This is a genomic window from Streptomyces sp. NPDC000075 (assembly GCF_040301925.1).
GTDB classification, from domain to species: Bacteria; Actinomycetota; Actinomycetes; order Streptomycetales; family Streptomycetaceae; genus Streptomyces; species Streptomyces polychromogenes.
On record NZ_JBEPFL010000021.1, the window covers coordinates 79,853 to 92,513 of the forward strand.

16 protein-coding genes are annotated in these 12,661 nt (G+C 72.5%); 12 read left to right on the forward strand and 4 right to left on the reverse strand.

Annotated features, from left to right (window positions below; translation table 11 throughout):
* Positions 1-46: 46 nt before the first annotated feature.
* From ABT403_RS23855 to ABT403_RS23870, 4 genes are all read left to right on the forward strand, one after another.
* On the forward strand, positions 47-685 hold the full coding sequence (locus ABT403_RS23855) for a VOC family protein (RefSeq protein WP_344162090.1): 639 nt from the start codon (positions 47-49) through the stop codon (positions 683-685).
* Positions 686-756: 71 nt separating this feature from the next.
* The gene (locus ABT403_RS23860) at positions 757-1,170 is read left to right on the forward strand and encodes a VOC family protein (protein ID WP_344162087.1); all 414 of its coding nucleotides are present in this window, start codon (positions 757-759) and stop codon (positions 1,168-1,170) included.
* Positions 1,171-1,172: 2 nt separating this feature from the next.
* Positions 1,173-1,640, forward strand: a complete 468-nt coding sequence (locus ABT403_RS23865) for a YdeI/OmpD-associated family protein (protein ID WP_344162084.1) — start codon at positions 1,173-1,175, stop codon at positions 1,638-1,640.
* A 139-nt stretch (positions 1,641-1,779) separates the two neighbouring features.
* Positions 1,780-2,358: an SMI1/KNR4 family protein gene (locus ABT403_RS23870; protein ID WP_344162081.1), complete on the forward strand. Its 579-nt coding sequence runs from the start codon at positions 1,780-1,782 to the stop codon at positions 2,356-2,358.
* Positions 2,359-2,478: 120 nt separating this feature from the next.
* On the opposite strand, the gene ABT403_RS23875 is transcribed toward ABT403_RS23870, so the two are convergent.
* Positions 2,479-3,789: a M48 family metallopeptidase gene (locus tag ABT403_RS23875; protein ID WP_344162078.1), complete on the reverse strand. Its 1,311-nt coding sequence runs from the start codon at positions 3,787-3,789 to the stop codon at positions 2,479-2,481.
* A gap of 156 nt (positions 3,790-3,945) precedes the next feature.
* Here ABT403_RS23875 and ABT403_RS23880 point away from each other — a divergent pair, with 156 nt between their 5' ends.
* From ABT403_RS23880 to ABT403_RS23900, 5 genes are all read left to right on the forward strand, one after another.
* Positions 3,946-4,224, forward strand: a complete 279-nt coding sequence (locus tag ABT403_RS23880; RefSeq protein ID WP_344162076.1) for a hypothetical protein — start codon at positions 3,946-3,948, stop codon at positions 4,222-4,224.
* 17 nt (positions 4,225-4,241) lie between these two features.
* A complete protein-coding gene (locus ABT403_RS23885; RefSeq protein WP_344162073.1) occupies positions 4,242-4,484 on the forward strand; it encodes a hypothetical protein in 243 nt (80 codons plus the stop codon).
* A gap of 62 nt (positions 4,485-4,546) precedes the next feature.
* On the forward strand, positions 4,547-6,070 hold the full coding sequence (locus tag ABT403_RS23890) for an NCS1 family nucleobase:cation symporter-1 (protein WP_344162070.1): 1,524 nt from the start codon (positions 4,547-4,549) through the stop codon (positions 6,068-6,070).
* A 78-nt stretch (positions 6,071-6,148) separates the two neighbouring features.
* Positions 6,149-6,898, forward strand: a complete 750-nt coding sequence (locus ABT403_RS23895) for a class I SAM-dependent DNA methyltransferase (protein WP_344162067.1) — start codon at positions 6,149-6,151, stop codon at positions 6,896-6,898.
* A 7-nt stretch (positions 6,899-6,905) separates the two neighbouring features.
* Positions 6,906-7,412 carry a hypothetical protein gene (locus ABT403_RS23900; protein WP_344162064.1) on the forward strand — a complete coding sequence of 169 codons (507 nt, stop codon included), beginning with the start codon at positions 6,906-6,908 and terminating at the stop codon, positions 7,410-7,412.
* A 12-nt stretch (positions 7,413-7,424) separates the two neighbouring features.
* Here ABT403_RS23900 and ABT403_RS23905 read toward each other — a convergent pair whose 3' ends face one another.
* Entirely contained in the window at positions 7,425-8,504 is a 1,080-nt protein-coding gene (locus tag ABT403_RS23905) for a hypothetical protein (RefSeq protein ID WP_344162061.1), read from the reverse strand.
* A gap of 113 nt (positions 8,505-8,617) precedes the next feature.
* On the opposite strand from ABT403_RS23905, the gene ABT403_RS23910 reads away from it, so the two are divergent.
* Positions 8,618-9,151: a DUF7822 domain-containing protein gene (locus ABT403_RS23910; RefSeq protein ID WP_344162058.1), complete on the forward strand. Its 534-nt coding sequence runs from the start codon at positions 8,618-8,620 to the stop codon at positions 9,149-9,151.
* Positions 9,152-9,419: 268 nt separating this feature from the next.
* Positions 9,420-10,454: a hypothetical protein gene (locus ABT403_RS23915; protein WP_351649776.1), complete on the forward strand. Its 1,035-nt coding sequence runs from the start codon at positions 9,420-9,422 to the stop codon at positions 10,452-10,454.
* Positions 10,455-10,495: 41 nt separating this feature from the next.
* Here the strand turns inward: ABT403_RS23915 and ABT403_RS23920 are convergent, their stop codons facing one another.
* Positions 10,496-10,771: an isoamylase early set domain-containing protein gene (locus ABT403_RS23920; RefSeq protein ID WP_344162052.1), complete on the reverse strand. Its 276-nt coding sequence runs from the start codon at positions 10,769-10,771 to the stop codon at positions 10,496-10,498.
* A 387-nt stretch (positions 10,772-11,158) separates the two neighbouring features.
* On the opposite strand from ABT403_RS23920, the gene ABT403_RS23925 reads away from it, so the two are divergent.
* The gene (locus ABT403_RS23925) at positions 11,159-11,557 is read left to right on the forward strand and encodes an STAS domain-containing protein (protein WP_344162049.1); all 399 of its coding nucleotides are present in this window, start codon (positions 11,159-11,161) and stop codon (positions 11,555-11,557) included.
* Between the two features lie 18 nt (positions 11,558-11,575).
* Here the strand turns inward: ABT403_RS23925 and ABT403_RS23930 are convergent, their stop codons facing one another.
* Positions 11,576-12,580 (reverse strand): PHP domain-containing protein, encoded by a 1,005-nt coding sequence (locus ABT403_RS23930; protein ID WP_344162046.1) that lies wholly within the window; start codon positions 12,578-12,580, stop codon positions 11,576-11,578.
* Positions 12,581-12,661: the final 81 nt, after the last annotated feature.

Below are 12,661 nucleotides of genomic sequence, written 5' to 3' on the forward strand. Positions count from 1 at the left end.
AGGAATCGAGAAGCCCCGGCCGTCGCCCAGCCCTAGCGTGTTGGCCATGGCAACCACCACTTCCACCGCGGCCACCACGTCCCTCACGTCCGTCACCCTCGAGGTGGCCGACCTCGACACCGCCCGCCGCTTCTACGGCGCCTTCGGCGTGGACGCGTACATCCACCTGAGGGCGTCCGAGGCGCCCTCCACCGGGTTCCGCGGCTTCACCCTGGGCCTGACGGTGTCCAACCCGGCCACCGTCGACGGCTTCTTCGGCGCCGCCGTGGCCGCCGGCGCCACCGTACTGAAGCCGGCCGCGAAGTCGCTGTGGGGCTACGGCGGCGTCGTCCAGGCCCCGGACGGGACGATCTGGAAGATCGCCACCTCGGCGAAGAAGGACACCGGCGCCGACACCCGCGAGATCGACGAGGTCGTCCTGCTCCTCGGCGTCGAGGCGGTCAAGGCCACCAGGCGGCTCTACACCGACCGGGGCCTGGCGGTGGCCAAGAGCGTCGGCGGCACGTACGTCGAGTTCGCTCCGGCCCGCTCCGGCCGCGTCAAGCTGGCGCTGTACAAGCGCCGCGCCCTGGCCAAGGACCTCGGCGTCCCCGTCGACGGCACGGGCTCGCACCGCATCGTCCTCGGCGGCAGCGCCGGCGCCTTCACCGACTCCGACGGTTTCGCCTGGGAAGCGGCCGCGTAGCCCTCGTACCGCACCAACACCAACACCAACACCAACACCTCACCCACATCCGCAGTGCAGGGAGACATGGCATGAAAGCGCACGTCAGCTCGATCCTTCTGGGAGTCCGGGACATGGAGGGGGCCAAGCGGTTCTACACCGAGGGGCTCGGCTGGAAGATCCAGAACGACTTCGGCATCTCGGTCTTCTTCGCGTCGGACGGCGCCTCGCCCGTCGGCTTCTACGGCCGCGAGGGCCTGGCCGCCCAGGTGGGCACGGACCAGGAGGGCAGCGGCTTCAGCGGGCTGGTCCTGACCTACGTCGTGCGCAGTGAGGCGCGGGTCGACGAGATCATGGAGGAGGCCCGGAACGCGGGTGCCACGGTCCTCAAGCCCGCCGCGGCCCTGCCGTGGGGCGGGTACGGCGGTACCTTCGCCGACCCGGAGGGCTACATCTGGAGTCTCGCCTACAGCGCCCAGGGTTCCGACCAGCCCTACGCGGAATAGTAGTGAGCCGACAGGACGAAGAGGAGGACAAGACCGTGAAGTTCCGGACCCACGTCGAACCGCCCGAGCCCATGCGGGGCCTGGAGGTTCCGCCCGAGGTGGTGGCGGCGCTCGGGGGTGGTGCGCGGCCGCCGGTGACGATCACGGTCAACGGGCACTCCTGGAAGAGCCGGGTCGCCCACCTGCGCGGCCGCCACCTGCTCGGCCTCAGCAACGCCAACCGGCAGGCCGCGGGTGTGGCGATCGGCGACGAGGTCGAGGTCGAGCTGGAACTCGACACCGAGCCGCGTGTCGTCATCGAGCCCGCCGACTTCGCCCGGGCGCTGGACGACGATCCGGTGGCCCGCGCCGCCTACGACGACCTCGCGTACAGCCGGAAGCGCGAGCATGTGCATGCCATCGAGAGCGCCAAGAAGCCCGAGACGCGCCGGCGGCGCATCGAGAAGGCCGTCGCCACCCTCCGGGGCTGACGCGGCGGCGAGGCGAAGGAGTGGTGGTGCTGGGAAGAAGGGTGTGTCACCGAGGCCTGGAGCGCCGCCGCTTGCTCGTGAGGACGGCGATGTCCTGCCCCGGCGCGAGGTGAGCCGCTCGGGCTGGCAGTCTGTCCGGGTGGACGCTCTCCTCGGCACTCAGGTACCTCATCAGCGACTGACCGATCCCGCCTCGGCGGTCGCGGCCCTCGAACGAGCCGCACCCGAGCTCGTGCGTTTCCGGCGTACGGCTCCCGCAGGCATCCGCTGGGCCCAGGTGGAGGAACACCTGGGCGTGGGGCTCCCCTCGGACTACAAGCTGCTCGCCGAGACCTACCCGTCCCTGGTCTTCGGCGACTTCCTGTGCGTCGGCTTCCCGCCCCCCGGGCGGGAGAAGGCATGGGCCGAAGACCCGGAGGATCTGGAGATCCTCGCCGAGTGGTGCGAGGACGCCGAGACGGCCGTCCCCCTGCACCCGTTCCCCGCTCCCGGAGGACTGCTGCCCTGGGCCACGTCGAACCAGGGCGACTACTTCCTCTGGAGCACCGGTGCGGCCGGCCCTGACGCGTGGACCGTCACCGTGGCCTCCCGTAACGGCGGGTGGTGGCACTACACGGGAGGCGCCGTCCAGTTCCTGGCGGATCTGGTCGGCGGGAACCTGGAGCCGTGGGAGTTGCCGTCGGTGCGGCCTTCCGTCGACGTCTTCGGAGCCGACTGAGACGGTCCCCTCGATCACCCCTCGGTGACGGCCGGTCACGGAGATCGCGGGCCGCGACCGGCGGCGCGGCTCGTCGACGACCGGCAGCCGTCCCACCGCCGCCGGGGAATCGAGGCCTCGTCACCCACTCCGGCCGTGAACCGTCCTCACCACCTGCCGGGCCACCACCATCCGGGCCGAGGCGAGCTCCGCGGCGATCGAGGCGGCCCGCTCGTCGCCGACCTCGACCTGCGCGGGCTGGGGCTCGCTCCGAGCCAGGCACCGCAGGCGCAGGTGGGTCGGCGGGTGGGTGTCGTCCACGCCGTGCCCGCGCCGCTCGCAGACCCGCAGCAGCCGCTCGTACTCGTGGGCCGGGATCGAGGACACGTGCGCGGTGATCCGCTCCCACAGCCCCCGCTCGGCCGCTTCCCTGGCTTCCCGCCCGGCCGCTCCGCCCGTCATCTGGGCGGCCACCGACTCCCGCCGCATCAGCGTCTGGACGGAGTCGGCGATGAGCAGCCGTTCCATCAGCCCCACCGCGCCGCCGGTCGAACCGGCCCGTGCCGCGCTCAGGTCGGCCTCGTACTCGGCGCGCTGAGCGGCCCGCAGCGTCAGATGGTCCAGCAGCACCAGCAGCCCGTACGCCGCGCACCGGGGCAGATAGGCCATGACGTTGAACAGCGTGTCCCATACGGTGTGCGCGCGGCTGGGGGCCAGCGTGTCCACCCACAGGGCCAGGGAACGCAGCGCCTGGCGGATGAGCAGCCCGTGCCGGACGTCACCGTTGGCGAAGTGACCGAGCTCGTGGCCCAGCAGAGCGACCCGCTCCGGCGGTGTGAGGACCTCCCACAGCCCGAACCCCAGGAACAGCACACGGCGCTGACGCCAGCCGTACGCGGCCACCGAGGCGTTGAAGTCACCGCCGACCACCACGGCATGCACCCCGGCGGTGCCGGTGACGGCGGCCACGTCGTCGACCAACTCGAACAGCCGGGGCGCGTCGGCCCGGTACAGGACGGGACCGTCCTGGGGGATCCCGGGCATCCGGGGCCGCAGGACGAACGCCACCACGAGCAGGACGGCGCCGCCGATCGGCTGGACCACCGTCTCCCACCCCAGTACGACCAGCAGCAGCCCGGCCACCGCCAGCGCCAGCGTGACGCCGTGCACCAGCAGGGCGAGCCCGAGGGCGAGGAGCGCGGCGGCGTCGCGCCGCGGCCGGCCCGCCGCCCCGCCGGACACGGCGGCCGCGAGCTCCTCGCCGTGCCGCCGCGCCAGCCGGCGCCGCGCCGCGGCGAGCCGGCCCGGCTCGGCGTCCGGGGGAGCGGGGTCCACGTTCCAGTCGCAGGCCGCGCACCAGCGGGGGAACCGCTCGTCGGTGGCGTCGAGCGCGTGCCCGCACTCGGGGCACAGCTGTCTCTCGGACGGCCGGACGGCCAGGTCGTGCTCCATGATTCCCTCCCCCGCGGCCTCCCCTGGCGCGCGGCTACGGCAGGGTAGCCGACCCGGGCCGTACCCGCGTTGCCCCCTCCACCTCGCGCGACAGCCCGCCATCACTTGCCTCCTGCGCTACCGTGGTCGGACCGGTCGTGATGAGTGGAGGCGGACGTGGGCGAGATCCCCTGGACCATCGAGCGGATCTGCGAGGCCCTCGGCAGTCCAGATCTCGCCCAGCGGTTCCTGGGCGAGATCAACCGAGCGCCGGCGCACGAGATCCTCAGCGTCTTCGCCCGGTGGGAACGCATCGCCAAGGACACCCTGCTCGCCGTCGAACGCGCGCACGGGCTCGCACAGTTCGACGAGCGGGGCGAGGAACTCCCCGGTGAGTGGGTCGACGCCACCCCCCGAATTCTCGACGGAACCCGGGCTGCACGTGGCGCCGCCTGAACTGACAGTATTCAAGTGTGTACGCACTGAAGCTCGATCCGGCGGCCGAGGCGGTCTGGGACGCCCTCCCGTCCGACGCCGGCGACAACCTCGGCCGAGCACTCGCCCTCGCGTGCGAGCGCCCCCTCGAAGCCACACACCCCTGGGGCGTCGACGACAAGGTCATCCGCCAAATCGTCACTCCCGAGGTCCGGGCCCTCCTGCTCGTCGGACGGAACACCAGGACCATCGCCGTCCTGCAGATCGACTACCTCCGATGAGGACCGCCGCATCAGCAGCCGCCTGACCGAGAACTCCGCCCGACCCGAAGGGGTGTGCGCACATGCCGGACCACCCGACCGCCGAGACCGGGGACCGCGTCGAGCTCGCCCCCGGTGAGGTCCCCTCCGACGGCCGCTTCGCCAATCCCGACCTGCTCCCCGTACCGGTCGGGGACCGGCGCTGGACCACGTACAACTTCACCGCCCTGTGGGTCGGCATGGCCCACAACATCCCCTCCTGGCTGCTCGCCTCCGGGCTCGTGGCCCTGGGGATGGACTGGAAGCAGGCCGTCTTCACCATCGCGCTCGCCAACCTCATCGTGCTCGTGCCGATGCTCCTCACCGGTCACGCCGGCCCCAAGTACGGGATCCCGTTCCCGGTGCTGGCCCGGGCCTCCTTCGGGGTCCGGGGAGCCAACATGGCCGCGCTGATCCGGGCGGCCGTGGCCTGCTGCTGGTTCGGGATCCAGACCTGGATCGGCGGGTCCGGGATCTTCGTCCTGCTCGGCAAGATCTTCGGCGGCTGGGCGGGGGCCGCCGTGATCGGCGGCGAGCCGTGGACGCTGTGGCTGTGCTTCATCGTCTTCTGGGCCCTTGAACTCGCCATCATCTACCGGGGGATGGAGGCGCTGAGACGGTTCGAGAACTGGGCCGCGCCCTTCGTCATCGTCGGCGCGCTGACCCTGCTGGTGTGGATCGGGGTGAAGGCGGGCGGCTTCGGTGAACTCCTCGACCAGCCGTCGCGGCTCGGCTGGGGCGCGGACTTCTGGCCGGTCTTCTTCCCCTCGCTCATGGGGATGATCGCCTTCTGGGCCACGCTCTCCCTCAACATCCCCGATTTCACGCGCTTCGGCGCGGGCCAGCGTTCCCAGATCCTCGGGCAGACCCTCGGGCTGCCCACGACGATGACCCTGTTCGCGCTGCTGTCGGTGTTCGTCACCTCCGGCTCGGAGGCGGTGTACGGGGCCCCGGTCTGGGACCCCGTGGCGCTCGTCGCCAAGACCGACAGCGTCTTCGGATTGCTGTTCGCCCTGGTCACCGTGCTGATCGCGACGATCTCGGTGAACATCGCGGCGAACGTCGTCTCCCCGGCCTACGACCTGGCCAACCTGGCCCCCCGCCTGATCGACTTCCGCCGGGGCGCGCTGATCACCGGCGTGGTCGGCGTACTGATCATGCCGTGGAAGCTGACGTCCACCCCCGAGCTGTACATCTTCACCTGGCTGGGCCTGGTCGGCGGGCTGCTCGGCACCGTGGCCGGCGTCCTCATCGCGGACTACTGGGTCGTCCGCCGCACCCGGCTCTCACTGCCCGACCTCTACCGGGCGGGCGGTCCCTACTGGTACACGGGAGGCTGGAACCTCCGGGCCCTGGCGGCCTTCGCGGCCGGCGGGGTCCTGGCCATCGGCGGCTCCCACTCGGCCCCCGGCAAGGGCCCGTTCCCCGAACAGGGCCTGATCCCCTTCCTGAAGCCACTGGCGGACTACGGCTGGGCGGTGGGCCTGGCGGCGTCCCTGCTGCTCTACACGGCGCTCATGAGCGGGACACGGTCGCGCGGGGTGCCGCTCGGCGCGCCGGAGGGATGACACGGACACGGGTGGTACGGGCACGCCCGTAAAAAATGCGTCGACAGCACCCCCCGGCACCCGGCACAGTGACCACCCGTGACGAGCAGTGAACTGTGGACCCGCGCGACCGCCGACCGCTACGACGCCGAGGAGGCCGAAGCGTCCTCGGCCGCCGTTCTCGGACCGACCCTCGCCTTCCTCGCCGAACTCGCCGGAGACGGCCGGGCGCTGGAGTTCGCCATCGGGACCGGACGGGTGGGGGTCCCGCTCCGCGAACGCGGCGTGCCGGTGGTGGGCGTCGAACTCTCCGAGCACATGGCGGCGGTGCTGCGGCGCAAGATCGACGAGGACGCCCTCCCGGTGGTCATCGGGGACATGGCCACCACGGTCGTGCCCGGCGGGTTCACCCTGGTCTACCTCGTCTACAACACCATCACGAACCTGCTCACGCAGGAAGAGCAGGTCGAGTGCTTCCGCAACGCCGCACGGCACCTGGAGCCCGGCGGACGGTTCGTCATCGAGCTGGGTGTGCCGCCGCTGCGGCTCCTGCCGCCCGGCCAGGTCGCGGTGCCCTTCGACGTCTCTCAGCGGCACATCGGCTTCGACACCTTCGACCTGGTCGAGCAGATGCTCGTCTCGCACCACTTCACCCGCGACGGCGACGACGGCCACTACCGCCGTGAGAACTCCCGGCACCGGTACGCCTGGCCGGCGGAGCTCGACCTGATGGCGCGGCTCGCCGGGCTCGAGCTGGAACGTCGCGTCGCGGACTGGGACGGGTCCGCGTTCACCCAGGACTCCACGAAGCACGTCTCCGTGTGGCGCAAGCCGGCCCAGGAGGCGTGAAGCCCCGATGACGACGCCGCCCCGTGACCCGATGCTGGAGCTGCTGTCGGCGGACGGTCCCGATCCGGACCACGCGGAAGCGCTGATGCTCTACGGCCGGCTCGTCGGAACGTGGGACATCACCAACCGGTACCGGTTCGCCGAGGGGCGGTGGCGTACCGCCGTGGGGGAGTGGCGCTTCGGCTGGGCGCTCGGCGGGCGGGTGGTGCAGGACGTGCTCCACTGCCCGGAGTTCCACGACCGCTTCCCCGGCACCACCCTGCGCCTGTACGACGTCACGACCGGGCTCTGGCGGATCACCTGGATCTCACCGAAGCTGCCCTCCTACTTCGCCCAGACCGGTCGCCCCGACGGTGCCGGCGGAATGATCCAGGAAGGCACCGACGCGGAGGGCCGGCGCTCACGGTGGACCTTCACCGACGTCACCCCGGTCTCCTTCCACTGGCAGGGTTTCAGCGCCGCCCCGGGCGGCGAGTTCGAGCTGTTCCAGGAGATGCACGCGACACGCCGGTAGGCGCGGGACGAGTCATCCGCGCCGGTTCGCGAAGGCCGGATATCCCGGAAGCGGAGCCACGTCCCAGCCTGCGGCGACCTTGCGCAGCAGCAGCCGCATCGCCTCCGCGAGCGCGGGGAACTCCTCCAGGCCGCTCGCCGTCTCCCAGCGATGCCTCAGCACCTGACGCCTCGTCGGAGCCGGACGCCGGGTCCGGTGGAGCGGACCGTCCTCCGCGATGCGGGGCAGCAGGCGCACCGTCGCGTCCACCGTCCAGACCGCCGTGGCCTGCCGCATGCCGGCCTGCCACACCTCGTCCTCCGCGAGCGCCGGATATGCGCCGACGACCTCAGCGCGGTAGGCCTGCTCGATCTCCGCGGCCAGTCCGGCCGGCAGGGTGAAGACACACCAGCAGCTCGAGAACGGCATCCGGCAGTACGCGGCCGTCAGGAACACCGACTGGTAGCAGGCCGCCTCGAAGTCGATCAGCCGCAGCCCCTCCGCGGTGAGCAGGTTGTTGTCAGGACAGGTGTCGCCCGGGGTGAACGCCGGATACTCCTCCCCGCCCGCCGACCCGATCCGCGCCAACTCCTCGTCCAGGCCCGCAGGAAGGACGATCCCGGCCCCGTCCAGCAGCGCGGGCAGAGCGGCGGCGTTCCGCGCGATCCACGGATCCTCCTCCCAGGACGGCATGCCCTTGTCGTACCGGGACCACAGCCGTGCGAGATCGGCGCGCCGGTTCACCGACTCGGCGGCCAGCGCCCCGAGTCCACGGGCCCAGGCCAGCAACCCGTTCTCGGCGGCGGCCGGATCGTTCCCGAGCAGTACGTCCGCCAGGGTGGGCGCGTCCCCGAGGTCGGCCATCACCAGCAACGGAACATCGGGGTCCACGCCCAGCACCTCCGGACCGGCGATCCCGAGGGACAGCCCGGCGGCCTCGGCGGTGAAACAGCGAAGGGAATCCGGCTCGTTGCCGAACGCCTTGACGATGACGGTGCGGCCACCGGCCGTCTCACAACGAAGCACCGTGCTGCGCGGGCTGCCACCCAGGTCGACCGCGCCGGACAACTCGGCGTCCAGCAGTTCGCCGGCAGCCCGCAAGATCAACTCCATTGCGGCATTCTGCCATCGACGCCCTGCACGCGGCAGGCCGATTTCCGAGCGCCGCCGTGGCGGGTCGGCGGCCCGGCCCGGCGTTGTCAGTCCCCGGTGTTAGCGTCGGCCGCATGGCGAATCGTTCTTATCTCTACTCCACGGACTCGATGCCGAACGAGGCGGGGATCCCCCAGCGGATCCGGTGCGTCTCCGAGCACAACGGGGACATACCGCTGGCTCACAAGCTCATGGTGGGGCACGGGACGACGGTCGTCCCGTCGATGATCTGGAACCCCCCGGTCGGCATCGCCGCGGACTATGCCGAGGGAGCGGCCCTGCTGCGCGACCTGCTGCGTGCGGTCGGCGAGGGCCTGGAAGAGGACGCCGAGTTCGCCGCATGCGTGGCCAGGACCACGGCCCACCTGGAAAAGCAGCGGGCGGAGTACTTCGTCCTCGAGACCGGGGAGCTCGTCTCGATGTGGGGCGACGATCCGGTGGCGAGCGTGCGGCGTCTGGTGGCCGAGGACATCCCCCATGCCGTGGCCAAGGCCCGGGCGGCGATATCCGGCGGCGACGAGGACTGGCTCACCTCGGTCCGCGCCGACTGGCAGACGCATTTCGCGTCCTTCTACAGCGACGCGCTCTACTTCTCCTTCCCCGGCTGACGGGCGACGGCGGTCGTTGACCGGGCCGGCGGCCGACCAGCCCCCCCCGTGCGGGGGAGAGGGGATGATCCGCGTGACCGATGTGCCGGACCCGGTGTGACGACGAGCATGGCGGCGTCGTCACACCGGCTGTACGGAGGTCACGGTGGCTGTTTCAGCGAGTTCGGAGATCAGCGGAGTCCCCCGGCCGCCGGGGGAGAGTGGGGGACGGGCGACGTGGTCGCGGCGCTGGCCGGCGTGGGCGCCGTGGGCCGCGGCCCTGTGGGGGGTGCTGTACGCCGTCGTCGAGATCACCTGGGCGGCGGCCGGGAGCACCGTGCCGTGGAGGGCGCACGCCGCGTACCCGCCGGTGGTCCAGCTCCTCCTCGCGGCCCTGGCCCTCCTGGCGGGCGGTGCCTGTCCGGCGACCATCCGGACACCGGCCGGACCCGGGCGGGCCGCCGTGACGACGGTACTGGTCGTGGCCGTCCCGGTGTTCGTCGCGGGAACGATCGGGCTGCCGATCCACTTCGTGACGCTGGTGACGTTTTCGGGGGTCGAGAGCGCGACCGGTCTGGCCCAGGTGCTGCTGAACGCGGCGGGGGCCGCGCTGCTGCTCCTCGTAGGCCTCGCCCACCGCAGGCGGGCGCGCGGTGAGTGCCCGCGGTGCGGGCGGCCGCACTCCGGCCCCGTCGACGGCCCGCTCGTCCACCCGGCCGTCTCCCGGGCGCCGCACAGGACTCGGGCGGTGGCCTATCTGCTCGTGTGCGGGCTCCTGCCGTGGGCAGGGGTCAAGAGCATCTGGTTGCTGGGAGGCGACGCGCTGGGCGTCGCGGCCGAAGACTGGCAGCGGACGGTGAGCGCCCGCGCCTCCGGGCCGGCGAGGGCGGCCGCGTCGGCGGGAATCGACGTCACCGTGGTGGCCGCGGCGGTCGGGGTCTTCCTGCTGCTGGGGCTGCTGTACACCTGGGGGCAGGTGTTCCCGCGCTGGACCGCGGTTCTGGCCGGGCGACGGGTGCCGCGTCTGCTGCCGCTGATCCCGGCCTGGCTGACCGGCATCCCCTTGTGCGTGTACGGTGCCGTCCTCGTCGTCATGGCCCCGCTCATGGCCACGGGTGTGCTGCCCGCCATCGAGCCGTCCGCGCCGTTCACCACCAGCGCCGGGATCACCTGGATGGTCGAGTTCGGCGGCCTGGCCTTCGCCGGGCTGGGCCTCGGCCTCGTCGTGGCGGCGCGCTCCTACGCCTTCCGCACCCACCCCGTCTGCGCCGCCGCCGGCGTACCGGACCGGACCGGAAGCGCCCCGCACAGGCCGGTCCGGTGACGGATCCCCATGCGGGGATCCCGGGGCGTGGTGGTCCGTTCTCAGGTGTGGAGGCGGCTGTTGGCGCCGTCGTGGCCGTCGGCGTGTTCGTCGTTGAACCAGTAGTCGCCGGCGGCGAGGTAACGGAAGGAGTGGGCGCTGTGGGCGGGGAGGGCTACGGTCGCGGAGCGCGTGCCGTCGCCCCGGGAGGTGAGGGGGTGGGCGGCGGGGTTCCAGTGGTTGAAGTCGCCGACCACGCTGACCGGCCCGTCCGGGGTGTCGTCGGGGAGGACGAAGGTGACTTTGGTGCGGCCCTTGAGCTGCTTGCGTTCGAGCATCGAGACCTCCACGGGAGAATCGGCAACGAGGCATCCTCGTCCCCCGGCCGCCCTTCGCGGCCGTAGGCGCCGTGCGGGCGGCCCGTGGTCACTCGACCGTGGACGGATCGGGGGGCCAGGTGGCGGCGAGGGGGAGCGAAGGATCAGGGCCGGACGGGGGTGCGGCGCGCGGTGCGGGGTAGGCGCTGGTGAAATCAGCCTGGTCTGGTGGGAGACCCCACGCCGCCATCCGGTCACCGCGTGTGGCTGACGGAAGGTACGGGTGGTCTCGCTCGGCTTCGCGCGGCCCGGTGCCGCGCGCTCGACGGCCTTCTCCGCCCCGTTCGGCTCCGCTCCGTTCGGGGAGCCGACCGTGAGGGGCTCCGATCCGAAGGGCGGACCAGACCCATGCCTGCCGCCTTCGACGTCGCCGTCACCGCCGTCAGCCCCGGCCGTGCGCTCGTGGCCGTGGCCGGCGAACTCGACGTGCAGACCGGCCCCGCGCTCATCGAGGCCGTCGACTCCGTCACCCTGCCGGGGCTGGAGATCGCCGTGGACATGTCGGCCGTGACCTTCATGGACTCCCACGGCCTGAACGCACTGATCCTCCTGCGCCGCCGTGCGCGTGAGGCTGGCGCCACCCTGTTCCTCCGTAACGTGCCCGGCCAGGCGCTCTGGGTCCTGGACCTCACCGGTACCACCGGGCTGTTCCGGCTTCGGCCGGACCCGGGCGACGAGCCCGCGGCCGGGCCCGCGCCCGGGGCCCGCTGCCCCATGGGACGGTGCGGGGCCTGCTGCCCCGTGTGAAAGCGCCGGACGGACCCTTCATCCCCGGTGGCCGCTCCGGCCGGCCAGCAGCCGCCCGAGCGGCCAGGTCGTGATCAGCCGCTCCGCTCCCAGACCGATCCGTGCCGCGCGTGCGTAGCCCGTGCTCTGCCACCGCAGCTGTTCGGGGGCGTGAGCGTCGGTGTCCACGGCGAACCGGCAGCCCGCGGCGGCGGCCAGCACGAGCAGGTCGTCCGGCGGGTCGCGCCGCTCGGGCCGGCAGTTGATCTCCACCGCGGTACCGGCCTCCGCGCACGCGGCGAACACGGCCTCGGCGTCGAAGCGGGACTGCGGACGGCCCCGGCCGGTGATGATCCGTCCGGTGCAGTGCCCCAGGACGTCGACGCGCGGGTTGCTCACCGCCGCCAGCAGGCGGGCGGTCATCGGCCCGGGTTCCGAGCGGAGTTTGGAGTGCACGGACGCGACGACGACGTCGAGCCGGTCGAGCAGGTCCTCCTCCTGGTCGAGGGAGCCGTCCTCGAGGATGTCGCACTCGATCCCGGTAAGCAGCCGGAAATCCGGGCCCAGCCGGGAGTTGACGGCGGCCACGGCGTCCAGTTGGCTTCTGAGCCGGTCCGGGCTCAGTCCGTGGGCGATGGTCAGGCGCGGCGAGTGATCGGTCAGGACGGCCCACCGGCGGCCCAGGGCGCGGGCGGCCTCGGCCATGTCCTCGAGCGGGCTGCCGCCGTCCGACCAGTCGGAGTGCAGGTGGCAGTCCCCGGTGCTCGCGGCCGCGAGGGCCCAGCCGGCGTGGGCCTGCGGTCCGGTTTCGGCCCGCAGACGGGCGAGGTAGGCCGGTACGGCCCCGGTCGACGCCTGCGCGATCACCTCGGCGGTGACCGGGCCCACCCCGCGCAGCCGCACCGCGGACGCGGCGTCCACCGGGCCCGGGGGCAGGCCGCGGACGGCATCGGCCGCCGTGTGGAAGGCCCGCACCCGGTACGGTGACGCCCCGCGCCATTCGAGGAGGAAGGCGATCTGCCGCAGCGCCTCGTCCGGGGTCACGGCAGGGGGGTCCCTCCGGTGGCGCCGGCGAGGGGGCGGGTCTGCTCGCGGGAGGGCATCTCGGTCTCCTTCCGGCGTGGC

Coding starts and splice junctions, on each gene's coding strand:
- ABT403_RS23905 (WP_344162061.1), bottom strand. CDS start 8,504: ATGGAGTTGATCTTGCGGGCTGCCGGCGAACTGCTGGACGCCGAGTTG.
- ABT403_RS23910 (WP_344162058.1), top strand. CDS start 8,618: ATGGCGAATCGTTCTTATCTCTACTCCACGGACTCGATGCCGAACGAG.
- ABT403_RS23900 (WP_344162064.1), top strand. CDS start 6,906: ATGACGACGCCGCCCCGTGACCCGATGCTGGAGCTGCTGTCGGCGGAC.
- ABT403_RS23890 (WP_344162070.1), top strand. CDS start 4,547: ATGCCGGACCACCCGACCGCCGAGACCGGGGACCGCGTCGAGCTCGCC.
- ABT403_RS23875 (WP_344162078.1), bottom strand. CDS start 3,789: ATGGAGCACGACCTGGCCGTCCGGCCGTCCGAGAGACAGCTGTGCCCC.
- ABT403_RS23860 (WP_344162087.1), top strand. CDS start 757: ATGAAAGCGCACGTCAGCTCGATCCTTCTGGGAGTCCGGGACATGGAG.
- ABT403_RS23855 (WP_344162090.1), top strand. CDS start 47: ATGGCAACCACCACTTCCACCGCGGCCACCACGTCCCTCACGTCCGTC.
- ABT403_RS23925 (WP_344162049.1), top strand. CDS start 11,159: ATGCCTGCCGCCTTCGACGTCGCCGTCACCGCCGTCAGCCCCGGCCGT.
- ABT403_RS23920 (WP_344162052.1), bottom strand. CDS start 10,771: ATGCTCGAACGCAAGCAGCTCAAGGGCCGCACCAAAGTCACCTTCGTC.